The organism is Brevundimonas sp. Root1423, from assembly GCF_001426805.1.
Genome location: NZ_LMFL01000034.1, coordinates 266,909 through 280,135, shown reverse-complemented (window position 1 = coordinate 280,135; position 13,227 = coordinate 266,909). Strand labels below are relative to the sequence as shown.

Genomic DNA, 13,227 nt, shown 5'->3' with positions numbered 1-13,227 from the left:
ATGAGCAGAATTTCGAGTGTGGCGGCCGTTGCGCTGGCGATCGCCCTGATCCCGGCGGCGGGCGAGGCCCAGAGCCCGGCGAACAGCAGCGACGCCCCGATTTCGTTCGGCGCGGACTCCGGCGAATACGTCGGCAACACCGTCACCCTGCGGGGCCGGGCCGAACTGATCCAGGGTCAGAACCGTCTGCGCGCGGACAGCGTCTCGGGCCTGAGCCAGACGGGCGAGAGCCGCATCCAGGCGAACGGCAACGTCTATTTCGTCACGCCCGAGCAGACGATCCGCGGCGACAGCGCCGTCTACACGACCGCCGACGATATGATCGTGGTGACCGGGGATGTGATCCTGACCCAGGGCCAGAATGTGCTGACCGGTTCGCGCCTGACCTACAATGTCCGCACCCAGACGGCGCGGATCGAGGCGGGCGGGCAGGGCCGCATTCGCGGCGTCTTCTACCCCCAGAACAGCGGGAACTGAGCCCCGGTCTTGGCGCGCAAGGAACTCTCAGCCCTCAACGTGAATGAGGCCCCGGTTGAGCCGGCGGTCGCGCCTGCGCGCGCCACGGGCCTGAGGGTCGAGAACATCGCCCGGTCGTTCGGCCAGCGGCAGGTGGTGCGCGACGTCTCCCTGCACGTCCAGCGCGGTCAGGTGGCGGGTCTGCTGGGACCCAACGGCGCGGGCAAGACGACCTGCTTCTACATGATCACCGGCCTGATCCCGCCGGATCACGGGACCATCTGGCTGGACGGCGAGGACATTACGGCCCAGCCGATGTACCAGCGCGCCCGCATGGGTCTGGGCTATCTGGCGCAGGAGGCCTCGATCTTCCGCGGCATGACGGTCGAGCAGAACGTCAAGGCGGTGGTCGAGCTGCACCACACGGGCGCCGGCGCCATCGCCGAGGAGACCCGCCGCCTGCTGGAAGAGCTGCGCATCGACCATCTGCGCCACGCCCCGGCCTCGGGCCTGTCGGGCGGCGAGCGGCGGCGCTGCGAGATCGCGCGGGCGCTGGCGGGCAAGCCCAGCTTCATGCTGCTGGACGAGCCTTTCGCCGGCATCGACCCCTTGGCCATCGCCGACATCCGTCAGGTGATCCGCTATCTGGCGGGCGAGGGCATCGGCGTGCTGATCACCGACCATAATGTCCGCGAGACGCTGGAAATCATCGACCACGCCTCGATCATCTCGGGGGGCGCCGTGCTGTTCGAGGGCAAGGCCGAGGACGTGATCCGCGATCCGGAAGTGCGCCGGGTCTATCTGGGCGACATGTACGGCTGACGCCGTCTTGCCGATTATTCACTGGCGGACTTTCGCGGGACCCGGTTTCATCGGGTCAGTTCGAACAGGAGGCCGCGTATGACCGCGCCCAGAGCCCCCAAGAAGAGCGAGACCCTCGAGGTCCGCCTGCCCCATCAGACCAAGACCGCCTTCATGGCGCGTTGCCGCGACGACGGGCAGACCGCCAGCGAGGCCGTGCGCGGCTTCATCGAGGCGGAACTGGTCGCGGGCTCCCGTCGCACTCGCTCGCGTCTGTGGCAGATGACGGCCGCCGCCGCCGCGGGTCTGGCGCTGGGTGCGGTGGCGGCGCCCTCGCTGGCGCGCACCGCGTCAGCGGACGAGGCGGCCTTCGCCCGGCTGGACCAGAACCACGACGGCGCGCTCAGCCTGACCGAATTCCGGCGCCGCTAGCGGACGGGTTTGAAGAACCGTCCTGGCTGCAGGTCGAGCCAGGTCCAGGGCTTGAACAGGCCCGCGCCGGGTCGCCATGACGCAACAACCAGCTCGGCGCGGCCGACGATGTTTTCCGCCGGCAAAAGGCCGACGCCGATGTCGCCCGGGAAGCGACCGTCCAGCGAATTGTCGCGGTTGTCGCCCATCATCAGATAGTGGCCCGCCGGAACGGAGAAGACTTCGGTGTCGTCTCCGGGAGAGCCGGGTCCGCCGTCGTAGGTGAGCCAGGTCCGACCGTCGGGCAGGGTCTCCCGCACCAGCTGGACCCGCCGCGCGGGATCGTCATGGTCCTGCACCATGCCTGTCGCGGTCTGGACGACAGCGCGGCCGTTGACGAGCACGGTTCCACCGCGGACCTGCACACTGTCGCCCGGCAGGCCGATCAGCCGCTTGACCCAGACCTGCTGCCGGTCGCGGGGAAGGCGGAACAGAACCACGTCGCCGCGCTTGGGTTCGCGGCCGAACAGTCGTCCCGAAGACAACGGCGGATCGAAGGGCAGGGACGCCCGGCTCCAGCCGTAGGGGAATTTTGAGGCCACCACATAGTCGCCGGTGACCAGCCCCGGCTCCATCGAGGAGGAGGGGATGGTGTAGGGTTGCAGCGCCACGGTCTGGATCGCCATGGCCAGAACCAGTCCGGCGGCCACGGTGCGGGCGAGGTCGAGGATGTCGGTGGCGGGTGGGGCGGATGCGGGGGATTGGGTCATGCCCACAGCAGGCCCGGCTCCCTCCTTCCCTTCAAACCGTTTCGTGTCCGGACAGACGCGAAAAGTGTCCCGACAGCTGTCAGGGCGCTCCCAGGCTCAACCGGCTGATCAGCACCGCCGCCCGCTGTGACTGGCGGACCAGACTGTCCAGATCGGCCCATTCGCCGTCCGCATGGGCGTTTCCGCCGGCCACGCCGAGGCCGCCCAGGGTGTCGACATCGGCGGCCACGAAGCCGCTGTCGGCGGCGCCTCGGCGAGCCGGGTCGTACTCGGCCATCTCCGGCAGGCCGAGGTCGCGGTTGACGGCGTTCAGCCGGGCCAGAAGGGCCCGGTTGCCAGCCGTCGGCGCCATGGGCGGATAGCCGGTCTCGCCGAAGACCAGTTCGGCCTCGGTGCGCGGCAGGTGGGCGTCGACGATGGTCTGCATCCCGGCCCGGACGCGGGCGTCCTGTTCGGCGGTCAGGGTGCGCAGATCGCCGCGGGCGATGGCGGTCGAGGCGACGATGTTGGTCTTGCCCGAGGCGGTGACGCTGAAGCCTTCGGCGTCGATGGAGGCGGGCGTTCCCCCGGCGATGACGCCGACATTGTAGGTCAGGTTGGGCTCGGGAAGGTCCCGCCGGAAGCCGTCAAGGATGCGGGCCATCTCGTAGATGGCGCCGTAGCCGAGCGTATCGTTGAACACGCCGCTGGAATGGCCGGTGCGGCCGCTGGTGGTCAGGGTCCAGTTGTTGGAGCTGCGCCGGGCGATGGTGCCAAAGTCCTGTTCGTTCTCGACGGCCAGGTTCTCGAACTCAAGAGCGAAGGCGGCGGCCTTGCCGGCCTCGATCAGGTCCCGGCGAGAGATGGACAGCGGGGCGCCCGTCCGCTCCTCGTCGCCGGTCAGGACGATGGTAACGTTGGCGTCGGCCAGCGTGCCGGCGGCCTGCATGGCGCGCAGGGCCGCGATGATGACCACCACCCCGCCCTTGTCGTCGCCGACGCCCGGGCCGGTGGCGCGGTTACCCGTGCGCTCGAAGCGCTGGAACGGATTGTCGGCCTCAAACACAGTGTCGAGGTGGCCGATCAGCAGGATGTTGCGGCCCCGGCCCGGATGGGTGGCGATCAGGTGGCCGGCGCGCCCGGTCTCGGCCATGTCGACCCACTGGACCTCGAAGCCCAGCGGCTCCAGCTCGGCCCGGGTCATCTCGCCCACGGCGCGGACGCCTGCCAGGTTCAGCGAGCCGCTGTTCTGGTTCACCATCCGCTCCAGCAGGGCGATGTGGCGGTCATGCTCCTGCGTCACCGTCTGCATCATCACCCGCTCGGCCCCGCTGGGTTCGGCATAGGCGGCGGGCGCGGCGAAAAGCAGAAGGACGGCGAGAAGCTGACGCATGGGGACCTCGGGCTGGGCGGGCCCGCAGCGTTTCCGATCCATGGCGCAGAGTAAAGCGCGCGCCGACCGAGGGGCGTTTAGAACCCCGTTAACCGGTTCGGCGACACAGTCGCCCCAGCAAGTTTCGGGCCACTCGCCCGATCAAGGGGAATGAAGTGCTCGGGCAGAGGCTGGAGATAAGGCAGGGCCAGGGGCTGGTGATCACGCCCCAGCTGCAGCAGGCGATCAAGCTGCTGCAACTGTCGAACCTCGAGCTGGACGCCTTCGTCGAGGCCGAGCTGGAGCGCAATCCGCTGCTGCAACGTGAGGACGCCGAACCGGCCGAGCGCGGCGAGGGCGAGGCGCCGGCGGCTGTCGAAAGCCATGACTCGGCCGAGATGAGCTTTGACGAGGGCCGGGTTTCGGACGCCGACCGGACCCTGGACGCCCGCTCCGACGACGTCTATGGCGACGCCAGCCCGGGCGAGCGCACCTCGGACCGGATGGAGGATGTCGGGACCGGCGAGGCCCAGGTTGGGCTGAACGACTGGTCGCGCGCCGGCTCGGGCGGCGGCCTGCCCGACGGCGAAGGCCGCGAACAGCCGGACACGCGCGACGCCACCTTGTGGGAACATCTGCAAGGGCAGGCGTCACAGGCGGGCTTCTCGGCCTCCGACCACGCCATCGCCCTGACCCTGATCGACGGTGTCGACGAGGGCGGCTATCTGCGCGGCGACCTGAACGAGGTCGCGGACCGGCTGGGCATCCCGCTGGAGCGCGTCGAGGCCGTGCTGACCGTCTGCCATGGCTTTGAGCCGACGGGCGTGATGGCGCGCTCGGTGCCGGAATGCCTGAAGCTGCAGCTGATCGAGCGCAACCGGTTCGACCCGGCCATGGGCTGCCTGCTCGACAATCTGGACCTGCTGGCCAAGCGAGACCTGACGGCGCTGAAGAAGGTCTGCGACGTCGACGCCGAGGACATGGCCGAGATGATCGCCGAGCTGAAGGCGCTGACGCCGCGTCCCGGAGCCGGCTTCGGCGGCGAGCCCGCGCAGACGGTAATCCCTGACGTACACGTGCGGGCCGATCCGGCCGGCGGCTGGAAGGTCGAGCTGAACGCCGACACCCTGCCGCGCCTGATCATGGACAAGCGCTATCATGGGGTCGTGGCGGCGGGTTCGCGCTCGGAGGTGGAGAAGACCTTCGTCGCCGACTGCGCGGCCCAGGCCAGCTGGCTGGTCAAGTCGCTGGACCAGCGTGCAAAGACCATACTGAAGGTGTCGTCCGAGATCGTGCGTCAGCAGGACGCCTTCCTGGCCTTCGGGGTGGAGTTCCTGCGGCCACTGAACCTGAAGACCGTCGCGGACGCCATCGGCATGCACGAGTCGACGGTCAGCCGGGTGACCTCGAACAAATACGTCTCGACCCCGCGCGGCGTGTTCGAGCTGAAATTCTTCTTCACGGCGGCCATCCAGTCGTCCGACGGCGGCGCCACCCATTCGGCCGAGGCGGTGCGGCACCGGATCAAGGCCATGATCGACGGCGAGAGCCGCGACGGCGATGTGCTCAGCGACGACCGGATCGTGGAAATCCTCAAGGAGACGGGCATCGACATCGCCCGCCGCACGGTGGCGAAATATCGCGAGGCTCTGCGCATCCCCTCGTCGGTCGAGCGCAAGCGGATGCTCAGGACGGGCTGACCCGTTTCGCGTCCTGCGACGAAGCGCCACCACATTTCGGTGATCGGCGTTGACACCATTCCCGTTCGGTCGCGTTCTATCGACATGCAAATCCAAGTCAGCGGCAAGCACGTGGATGTTGGCGACGCGTTAGGCTCGCGCATCTCCCAGGAACTCGAAGACGGGATCGGCAAATACTTCGAACGAGGCGCGCAGGACGCCGAGGTCGTGGTGTCGAAAGACGGCCATGGCTTCAAGGTGGACTGCTGGGTCCGTCTGGCGTCCGGAGAAGCCATCGTCACCAGCGGACTGGGCGGCGACGCCCATGGGGCGTTCTCCGATTCGCTTGAGAAGCTGGAGAAGCGCGTCCGCCGATACAAGCGGCGCCTGAAGAACCACCACGCCGGTCCGCGCGGCCTCTCGCCCGAGAAGACCGAGAACGCGGCTCGCGACGTGGCGCGCAGCATCGTCCTGCGCAGTCCGGACGAGGTTGAGGACGAGGACTTTGGCGACGCCGGCGCGCCGGGCGAACCGCCACCCGTCGGCATGGTCATCGCCGAGACCGAAGCCGAGATCCGCACGATCACGGTCGGCCGCGCCGTGCTGGAGCTGGATATGACCGGCTATCCGGTCGTCCTCTTCCGCAATGCGGCCCATGGCGGCATCTCGGTGGTCTATCGCCGGCCCGATGGCAATGTTGGCTGGATCGATCCCGAGCGGACCGCCAAATCCATCAACGGACACGGTTCGGTAAACGGCAAGGGCGTATAGTCTTTCCCAATTGAGGCGGGTGGTCTAAACGGCCCCCGCCCTTTCGGGATGTATGGGCAGAGTCGGGAACTCCTCATGGACATCGGTGATTTGCTGGCGGACGGCGGGGTCGTCCTGCGCAGCGGCGCGTCGTCGAAACGTCAGGCCCTGCACACGGTGGCCGAGGCCGCCGCCCAGGTTCTGGGCATGCCTGAAAACCGCGTGATGGAAGCCCTGCTGGAGCGCGAGGCGCTGGGCTCAACCGGTCTCGGGTCGGGCGTGGCCGTGCCGCACGCACGGCTGGAGGGCGTCGAGCATGTGATGGCGGTGTTCGTGCGTCTGGACACGCCGGTGGCCTATGGCGCGGTCGACGACCGTCCGGTGGATCTGCTGTTCGCCCTGTTCGCCCCGCCGAGAGACGGCGCAGAGCACCTGCGCGCGCTGGCCGCGGTGTCGCGCGCCCTGCGATCGCCGGGAATGCGGGAGCAGCTGCGGCAGGCTCGCACGGTCGACGCGATCCGCGCCCTGTTCGTCAAGGACAAGGCTCCCGCTACGGCGGCCTGAGGGCATTTTAGTTCGCTAACGACCCGCGCGCGGCGCGGGTCTGCATGAGCGTGCGGTCAGTGGACCGACACGGGCTCCAGTTCGTGGGCGACGGCGGCGGCGAAGGCGGTTTCACGGTCCATCATGACGGCCAGCCGCTCTCCGTCGGCGGCGTGGACGGCGAACAGGGTCGCCTTCGGATCGATCTTCAAACCCTTCGACTCTTCAGGCACGACATCGGCGAGCACGTCGGATGCCCGGATTTCGCGCACATAGACCAGGTCGGGCGCGCCGAGGCCGCGGAAGTCTTCCTTGGTCATCATCATCATGGGCGTCATCGAGACCGCCTCCTTGCACTGCACTAACGCCCGCGAGGGCTTATGGGTCCGACCCCGAAAGCGGCGATCGGAAAAGATGGCTTGTCAGCCCGTCGTGATGGGAATGCGCCGGATCGTCGGCAGGTCTTCGGGACGAACCATGTCGACATGCAGCAGGCCATGCTCCAGCCGCGCCTCCTCGACCTCAAGCCCGTCAGCCAGCACGAAGCTGCGGACAAAGCCGCGGCCGGCGATGCCGCGGTGCAGGAAGGCCTGATCGGCCTTGTCCGAGGGTTCGCGCTTTCCGGCGATCGTCAGCTGACGGCCCTCGAGCTGGACGGCCAGATCCTCGGGCCCGAAGCCGGCGACGGCCAGGGTGATCCGTACGGCGTGCTCGCCGCGCTGCTCGACATTGTAGGGGGGATAGCTGTCGGCGGCGGCGCGCGCGGCGCGGTCAATCATCTGCCGGGTGTGGTCGAAGCCCAGCAGGAAGGGGCTGTCGAACAGGATGGTTCGCGTCGTCATCGTCTCATGCCCCCGAAGCAGGCTGTCGCGCCGTCTGCGCCCCCCGTCATCGGCGAGGCGTCGGCTACGGTATCCAGATGGGGCCGGATCGTCCGGAGATCAACAGGACCCCGGAAGATGGTGGAGCTTAGCGGAGTCGAACCGCTGACCTCTTGCATGCCATGCAAGCGCTCTACCAGCTGAGCTAAAGCCCCGAACCTTTCGGTCGGATCGCTTGGGGGCCCCGGGAGGCCCTGCTGCGAGGCGGCGGAACCTATGTCAGGGTCTGATCTCGATCAAGCCCGGTTCTGCCATTTATTTTCGTCGCGCCCGGACCGGTGAAAACCGGTCCGGGAACGGGCCGAAAAATCGCTTATTCGTCTTCCTTGGGCGTGATGATTTCGTCCTCGAAGCCGTCGTCGTCCTCGTCCTCGATGAAGGGGACCGAGTCGTCGTCATCATCGTCAGCCAGGACGTCGTCGTCCTCGACCGCTTCGCCCATGCCGGACTCTTCGGTGGGGTCGACGGGGGTCTCGTCGTCGTCGTCCGGCGTCAGGATCGGCTCGTGGCCTTCCTCGTCGATCTCGGGCGTTGCGACCGCCTCTTCTTCCTCGTCCTCGTCGCCGTCGGCCTTCTTGTCCTTGACCTGATCTTCATCAGCGTCGTCGGCAGGATAGCCGGCCGGACGGCCGCGGCGGTTGCGCAGCTTCAGCGCTTCCTCCGGATCGAAATCGGTCGCGTCGGGTTTGGCCACGGTTGAAGACCTTTGGCGGGAGTGGGGAAATGGGGCGGCTCCCTTGCCACCCCCTGACGCCGCTGTCAAAAACCATCTCCGCGCACCCGCGTCTATTGACCGCCCCGGAGACCGCAGGGTGTCGACCCCCGATCATCTGACCGCCCGCCGCAGCGCCCCGCTGAACGGCCTCGTGCGCGCCCCGGGCGACAAGTCGATGTCCCACCGCGCCCTGATCCTCGGGGCGATGGCGACGGGTGTCACGGAGATCGAGGGTCTGCTGGAGGGCGACGACGTTCTGGCCACGGCGCGGGCTGTGGAGGCATTCGGCGCGAACGTCGAGCGGCTGGGCGAGGGGCGCTGGCGTGTGACGGGGCAGGGTGGGTTCAGACAGCCGGCCGGCGTCATCGACTGCGGCAACGCCGGGACGGGCGTGCGGCTGCTGATGGGCGCGGCGGCGGGATATCCGATCACCGTGACCTTCGACGGCGACGCCAGCCTGCGAAAACGGCCGATGAAGCGGGTGACAGGTCCGCTGGCGGAGATGGGCGCCCGGTTCGGCTGGAAGGCCGAGCCCGATCGCCTGCCGGTCGAGATTCAGGGCGGAGCCCTGTCGGCGATCGATTTTCTTCAATCGGTGGCCTCGGCCCAGGTGAAGTCGGCCATCCTGCTGGCCGGACTGAACGCGGAGGGCGTGACCACCGTGGCCGAACCGGAACCGAGCCGGGATCATACCGAGCGGATGCTGCGAGCCTTCGGGGCCGAGGTCGGGGTGTTGCCGATGGAGCAGGGCTGGCGGATCAGCCTGAAGGGCGGACAGGCGCTGGTCGGGACCGATGTGGCCGTGCCGGGCGATCCGTCCTCGGCGGCCTTCCCGCTGGCGGCGGGGCTGATCGTCCCCGGGTCGGAGGTGATGGTCGAAGGCGTGATGCTCAATCCGCTCCGCACCGGCCTGTTCGAGACCTGGCGGGAGATGGGGGCCGACCTGACGGTCTCGAACCGCCGCATGGCGGGTGGAGAAGAGGTGGGCGACGTCACGGCGCGCTATTCGGCGCTGACGGGCGTTGTCGTTCCCGTCGAAAGGGCCGCCTCTATGATCGACGAATATCCGATCCTCGCCGCCACCGCCGCCTTCGCGACGGGCGCGACCGTGATGCGCGGCATCGGCGAGATGCGGGTCAAGGAGAGCGACCGTATCGCCCTGATGGCGGCGGGGCTGAAGGCGTGCGGCGTCGCGGTCGAGGAGGAACCGGAGGGGTTCACCGTGACAGGCGGCCCGGTGCGCGGCGTCGCGACGGTCATCACCCACGGCGATCACCGCATCGCCATGAGCCATCTGGTGCTGGGTCTGGCGGCGGACGAGGCGGTCACCGTGGACGAGCCGGGCATGATCGCGACCAGCTTTCCCGGTTTTGTGGAGTTGATGCGCGGCCTCGGGGCCGATATCGCAACGTCTGAATGAACCGATCCCTGATCATCGCCGTCGACGGCCCCGCCGCTTCCGGCAAGGGCACCATCGCCGCGCGGCTGGCGCGGGAGTTCGGCCTGCCGTTCCTCGACACCGGCCTGCTGTACCGGGCCGTCGGCCTCGGCGTGCTGGACGCCTGCGGATCGCTGGACGACGAAGCGGCGGCCGTGGCCGTGGCGCGGGCGCTGAAGGCGGAGAACCTCAGCGACACCGAGCGGCTGACCAGCGGCGATGCGGGCGAGGCGGCCAGCCGGGTGGCGGGCTATCCGGGGGTGCGGGCGGCCTTGCTGGAGTTCCAGCGGGCCTTCGCCGCCCAGTCCGGGGGCGCGGTGCTGGACGGGCGGGACATCGGCACCGTCATCGCGCCCGATGCGCAGGCCAAGCTGTTCGTGACAGCGACCCCCGAGGTCCGGGCCATGCGGCGCTGGAAGCAGTTGACGGGCCGCGGCGACGCCATCGCCTATGAGGCCATGCTGGCCGACATCATCCGCCGCGACGAGCGCGACGCGGGCCGGGGCGCGGCGCCGATGGTGCAGGCCGACGACGCCGTCTTGCTGGATACGACCGATATGGATATAGAGACCGCCTTCGATGCGGCCCGCCGTATCGTCGAGGCGGCGCGTGTCCGGAACGGTCTCTAGAGACCCAAAGGCAAATCCAGCGCGTCATCCTCGGCTTCCGCGGGCGTTCTGGCTTCATCTGCCTCGCGTCCCGACGACCTGATTACCCTTTCACACTCGTTAGAAACCTCAACACTGCATGACTGACACCCAAAGCTTCTCCCCCTCGCGTGACGACTTCGCCGCGCTGCTCGACGAAACCCTTCAGGGCCGCGATCTCGGCGAAGGCCAGGTCGTTCACGGCCGCGTCGTCGGTATCGAGAAAGACATCCTGATCATCGACGTCGGTCTGAAGACCGAAGGCCGTATCCCGGCCCGCGAATTCGGCATCGGCGAAGGCGCCGTGATCCCGAAGGTCGGCGACAACGTCGAAGTCTACCTCGAGCGCGTCGAGAACGCCCTGGGTGAAGCCGTCATCAGCCGCGACAAGGCTCGCCGCGAAGAAGCCTGGACCCGTCTGGAAGTCGTGTTCGCCGAAGGCCAGCCGGTCAACGGCGCCATCGTCGGCCGCGTCAAGGGCGGCTTCACCGTCGACCTCGGCGGCGCCTCGGCCTTCCTGCCCGGCTCGCAGGTCGACATCCGCCCGGTGCGCGACGTCGGCCCGCTGATGGGCAAGGAACAGCCCTTCGCCATCCTGAAAATGGACCGTCCGCGCGGCAACATCGTCGTCTCGCGTCGCGCCATCCTGGAAGAAGCCCGCGCCGAACAGCGCACGGAGCTGGTCGGCCAGCTGCTGGAAGGCGAAGTCCGCGAAGGCGTGGTCAAGAACATCACCGACTACGGCGCGTTCGTGGACCTGGGCGGCATCGACGGCCTGCTGCACGTCACCGACATGTCGTGGAAGCGCGTCTCGCACCCCTCACAGGTCCTCGCCGTCGGCGACACCGTCAAGGTCCAGATCGTCAAGATCAACCCGGACACCCAGCGCATCAGCCTCGGCATGAAGCAGCTGCAGACCGATCCGTGGGACGGCGTCGAAGCCAAATACCCGGTCGGCGCCAAGATGACCGGCCGCATCACCAACATCACCGACTACGGCGCGTTTGTTGAGCTGGAAGCCGGCGTTGAAGGTCTGGTCCACGTCTCGGAAATGAGCTGGACCAAGAAGAACGTCCACCCGGGCAAGATCGTCTCGACCTCGCAGGAAGTCGACGTGGTCGTGCTGGATGTCGACGCCTCCAAGCGCCGCATCTCGCTGGGCCTCAAGCAGGCCCAGGACAATCCGTGGGACGCCTTCGTGGCCGCCAATCCGATCGGTTCGACCGTCGAGGGCGAGGTCAAGAACGCCACCGAGTTCGGCCTGTTCATCGGCCTGGACAACGACATCGACGGCATGGTCCACCTGTCGGACCTCGACTGGAACGTCTCGGGCGAGGAAGCCATCCAGCGCTACCGCAAGGGCGAAACCGTCAAGGCCAAGGTTCTGGACGTCGACGTCGAGAAGGAACGCGTCTCGCTGGGTATCAAGCAGCTGGGCGGCGACCCGATGGAAGGCGACACCTTCAAGAAGGGCCAGCAGGTCACCGTCACCGTGACGTCGGTGGAAACCGGCGGCATCGAGGTCAAGTTCGGTGAAGACGACGCTCCGGCGACCGCCTTCATCCGCAAGTCCGACCTGTCGCGCGACCGCAACGACCAGCGCACCGAGCGCTTCTCGGTCGGCGACCGCGTCGACGCCATGGTCACCGGCATCGACAAGGCCTCGCGCCGCGTCTCGGTGTCGATCAAGGCTCTTGAAATGAAGGACGAGACCGCGGCGATCGAACAGTTCGGTTCGTCGGACTCGGGCGCCTCGCTGGGCGACATCCTCGGCGCAGCCCTTCGCGAGAAGGCCAGCACCAAGGAATAGTCTTCCTTGAGCTGAGTACGGATCAGGCGGCGGGAGCGATCCCGCCGCCTTTTTCGTGCGCGGGAAGGGGCGATTTGTGAGCGTTAACCGACATTTCGCCCTCCAAACCGCCGGTCGGGGCTTTTTCCTGCGGCGGGCGGAGGTTAGGGTGGCTTGCATCCTGCGCTCGGATGCACCCGTATGCGTCCCGGGGAAGCGCGGATAAAGGACGGGGGTCTCGCCAATGATCAAGTCTGAGCTGATCGAGAAGCTCGCTGCCGAGAACACCCACCTGACCCATGCGGAGGTCGAGCGGGTGGTGAACATCGTGCTCGGCCAGATGGTCGACTCGCTGGGCGAAGGCGGCCGCGTGGAGCTTCGCGGCTTCGGCGCCTTCTCCGTGCGGGCCCGTCCGGCGCGCGCCGGACGCAATCCGCGTACCGGCGAGACCGTCGACGTGCCCGCCAAGGCCGTGCCCTTCTTCAAGAGCGGCAAGGAACTGCGCGAACGGCTGAACGCCGGCGACGCCTGAACCGGAGACCGGCAATGGGCCTCGTAACCGAGTTCAAGGAGTTCATCGCCCGCGGCAATGTCATCGACCTGGCGGTCGGCGTCATCATCGGCGCCTCGTTCGGCAAGATCGTCACCAGCCTGGTCGAACAGGTGGTGATGCCGCCGATCGGCATGCTGCTGGGCCGGGTGGACTTCGCCAATCTGAAATGGGTGCTGGCCCCGGAGAACCCCTCTACCGAGGCGGTCGAGGAGGTGGCGATCCAGTACGGCGCCTTCATCAACACCCTGATCCAGTTCGCCATCGTCGCCCTTGTGGTGTTCCTGATGGTCAGGGCGATCAACAATTTGCGCCGCGAGAAGGCCGCCGAACCCGAGGCGCCGGCTGCGCCGACGGCGACCGAGGCCCTGCTGGCCGAAATCCGCGACGAGCTGAAGGCGCGGCCCAGGGCCTGATTTCCATCGAAGGTGCGGAACGGGATTCTC

General features: G+C 67.9%; 16 protein-coding genes and 1 tRNA gene. 11 read left to right on the top strand and 6 right to left on the bottom strand.

Translation table 11 applies throughout. From position 1 onward, the window contains the following. The 3 genes from ASD25_RS19920 to ASD25_RS19910 all read left to right on the top strand — a co-directional run bounded on the left by ASD25_RS19920 (position 1) and on the right by ASD25_RS19910 (position 1,689). Positions 1-477 carry an LptA/OstA family protein gene (locus ASD25_RS19920; RefSeq protein WP_235562802.1) on the top strand — a complete coding sequence of 159 codons (477 nt, stop codon included), beginning with the start codon at positions 1-3 and terminating at the stop codon, positions 475-477. Positions 478-486: 9 nt separating this feature from the next. Further along, on the top strand, positions 487-1,278 hold the full coding sequence (gene lptB, locus ASD25_RS19915) for an LPS export ABC transporter ATP-binding protein (protein ID WP_082572526.1): 792 nt from the start codon (positions 487-489) through the stop codon (positions 1,276-1,278). Positions 1,279-1,356: 78 nt separating this feature from the next. Further along, positions 1,357-1,689, top strand: coding sequence for an EF-hand domain-containing protein (locus ASD25_RS19910; protein WP_056619991.1), 333 nt, complete (start codon positions 1,357-1,359; stop codon positions 1,687-1,689). Here ASD25_RS19910 and lepB read toward each other — a convergent pair. Both lepB and ASD25_RS19900 read right to left on the bottom strand, forming a co-directional pair. Beyond that, positions 1,686-2,438, bottom strand: a complete 753-nt coding sequence (lepB, locus tag ASD25_RS19905) for a signal peptidase I (protein WP_056619988.1) — start codon at positions 2,436-2,438, stop codon at positions 1,686-1,688. The two genes, ASD25_RS19910 and lepB, sit on opposite strands and share 4 nt — an antisense overlap. A 79-nt stretch (positions 2,439-2,517) precedes the next feature. After that, positions 2,518-3,810, bottom strand: coding sequence for a M20/M25/M40 family metallo-hydrolase (locus ASD25_RS19900; RefSeq protein ID WP_056619985.1), 1,293 nt, complete (start codon positions 3,808-3,810; stop codon positions 2,518-2,520). Between the two features lie 155 nt (positions 3,811-3,965). Here ASD25_RS19900 and rpoN point away from each other — a divergent pair, with 155 nt between their 5' ends. The 3 genes from rpoN to ASD25_RS19885 all read left to right on the top strand — a co-directional run bounded on the left by rpoN (position 3,966) and on the right by ASD25_RS19885 (position 6,782). Beyond that, positions 3,966-5,489, top strand: a complete 1,524-nt coding sequence (gene rpoN, locus ASD25_RS19895) for an RNA polymerase factor sigma-54 (protein WP_056619982.1) — start codon at positions 3,966-3,968, stop codon at positions 5,487-5,489. An 84-nt stretch (positions 5,490-5,573) separates the two neighbouring features. Beyond that, positions 5,574-6,239 (top strand): ribosome hibernation-promoting factor, HPF/YfiA family, encoded by a 666-nt coding sequence (gene hpf, locus ASD25_RS19890; protein WP_056619979.1) that lies wholly within the window; start codon positions 5,574-5,576, stop codon positions 6,237-6,239. Between the two features lie 75 nt (positions 6,240-6,314). Next, the gene (locus ASD25_RS19885) at positions 6,315-6,782 is read left to right on the top strand and encodes a PTS sugar transporter subunit IIA (protein WP_056619974.1); all 468 of its coding nucleotides are present in this window, start codon (positions 6,315-6,317) and stop codon (positions 6,780-6,782) included. A 56-nt stretch (positions 6,783-6,838) separates the two neighbouring features. Here ASD25_RS19885 and ASD25_RS19880 read toward each other — a convergent pair whose 3' ends face one another. The 4 genes from ASD25_RS19880 to ASD25_RS19865 form a co-directional block, all read right to left on the bottom strand. Then, positions 6,839-7,099 (bottom strand): DUF1150 family protein, encoded by a 261-nt coding sequence (locus ASD25_RS19880; RefSeq protein ID WP_056619972.1) that lies wholly within the window; start codon positions 7,097-7,099, stop codon positions 6,839-6,841. A gap of 84 nt (positions 7,100-7,183) precedes the next feature. Next, positions 7,184-7,603: an Hsp20 family protein gene (locus ASD25_RS19875; RefSeq protein ID WP_056619969.1), complete on the bottom strand. Its 420-nt coding sequence runs from the start codon at positions 7,601-7,603 to the stop codon at positions 7,184-7,186. Between the two features lie 118 nt (positions 7,604-7,721). Further along, a tRNA-Ala gene (locus ASD25_RS19870) sits at positions 7,722-7,797 on the bottom strand. Between the two features lie 158 nt (positions 7,798-7,955). Next, complete coding sequence (locus ASD25_RS19865) at positions 7,956-8,336, bottom strand: hypothetical protein (protein ID WP_056619965.1); 381 nt, start codon at positions 8,334-8,336, stop codon at positions 7,956-7,958. A gap of 118 nt (positions 8,337-8,454) precedes the next feature. On the opposite strand from ASD25_RS19865, the gene aroA reads away from it, so the two are divergent. The 5 genes from aroA (at position 8,455) to mscL (ending at position 13,197) form a co-directional block, all read left to right on the top strand. Next, the gene (aroA, locus tag ASD25_RS19860; RefSeq protein ID WP_082572525.1) at positions 8,455-9,777 is read left to right on the top strand and encodes a 3-phosphoshikimate 1-carboxyvinyltransferase; all 1,323 of its coding nucleotides are present in this window, start codon (positions 8,455-8,457) and stop codon (positions 9,775-9,777) included. Then, positions 9,774-10,424 carry a (d)CMP kinase gene (cmk, locus tag ASD25_RS19855; protein ID WP_056619962.1) on the top strand — a complete coding sequence of 217 codons (651 nt, stop codon included), beginning with the start codon at positions 9,774-9,776 and terminating at the stop codon, positions 10,422-10,424. The genes aroA and cmk overlap by 4 nt, the downstream gene beginning before the upstream one ends. Before the next feature lie 118 nt (positions 10,425-10,542). Continuing rightward, complete coding sequence (gene rpsA / locus ASD25_RS19850; RefSeq protein WP_056619960.1) at positions 10,543-12,252, top strand: 30S ribosomal protein S1; 1,710 nt, start codon at positions 10,543-10,545, stop codon at positions 12,250-12,252. A gap of 223 nt (positions 12,253-12,475) precedes the next feature. Continuing rightward, on the top strand, positions 12,476-12,763 hold the full coding sequence (locus tag ASD25_RS19845) for an integration host factor subunit beta (RefSeq protein ID WP_056619956.1): 288 nt from the start codon (positions 12,476-12,478) through the stop codon (positions 12,761-12,763). Between the two features lie 14 nt (positions 12,764-12,777). Further along, positions 12,778-13,197: a large-conductance mechanosensitive channel protein MscL gene (gene mscL, locus ASD25_RS19840; RefSeq protein WP_056619952.1), complete on the top strand. Its 420-nt coding sequence runs from the start codon at positions 12,778-12,780 to the stop codon at positions 13,195-13,197. The last annotated feature ends 30 nt before the right edge of the window (positions 13,198-13,227 follow it).

Bases quoted from the DNA above. Each gene is read 5' to 3' on its own strand.
- lepB (WP_056619988.1), bottom strand. From the start codon at position 2,438: ATGACCCAATCCCCCGCATCCGCCCCACCCGCCACCGACATCCTCGAC.
- rpsA (WP_056619960.1), top strand. From the start codon at position 10,543: ATGACTGACACCCAAAGCTTCTCCCCCTCGCGTGACGACTTCGCCGCG.
- ASD25_RS19910 (WP_056619991.1), top strand. From the start codon at position 1,357: ATGACCGCGCCCAGAGCCCCCAAGAAGAGCGAGACCCTCGAGGTCCGC.
- mscL (WP_056619952.1), top strand. From the start codon at position 12,778: ATGGGCCTCGTAACCGAGTTCAAGGAGTTCATCGCCCGCGGCAATGTC.
- ASD25_RS19880 (WP_056619972.1), bottom strand. From the start codon at position 7,099: ATGACGCCCATGATGATGATGACCAAGGAAGACTTCCGCGGCCTCGGC.
- ASD25_RS19900 (WP_056619985.1), bottom strand. From the start codon at position 3,810: ATGCGTCAGCTTCTCGCCGTCCTTCTGCTTTTCGCCGCGCCCGCCGCC.
- ASD25_RS19920 (WP_235562802.1), top strand. From the start codon at position 1: ATGAGCAGAATTTCGAGTGTGGCGGCCGTTGCGCTGGCGATCGCCCTG.
- hpf (WP_056619979.1), top strand. From the start codon at position 5,574: ATGCAAATCCAAGTCAGCGGCAAGCACGTGGATGTTGGCGACGCGTTA.
- ASD25_RS19845 (WP_056619956.1), top strand. From the start codon at position 12,476: ATGATCAAGTCTGAGCTGATCGAGAAGCTCGCTGCCGAGAACACCCAC.
- ASD25_RS19875 (WP_056619969.1), bottom strand. From the start codon at position 7,603: ATGACGACGCGAACCATCCTGTTCGACAGCCCCTTCCTGCTGGGCTTC.
- ASD25_RS19885 (WP_056619974.1), top strand. From the start codon at position 6,315: ATGGACATCGGTGATTTGCTGGCGGACGGCGGGGTCGTCCTGCGCAGC.
- cmk (WP_056619962.1), top strand. From the start codon at position 9,774: ATGAACCGATCCCTGATCATCGCCGTCGACGGCCCCGCCGCTTCCGGC.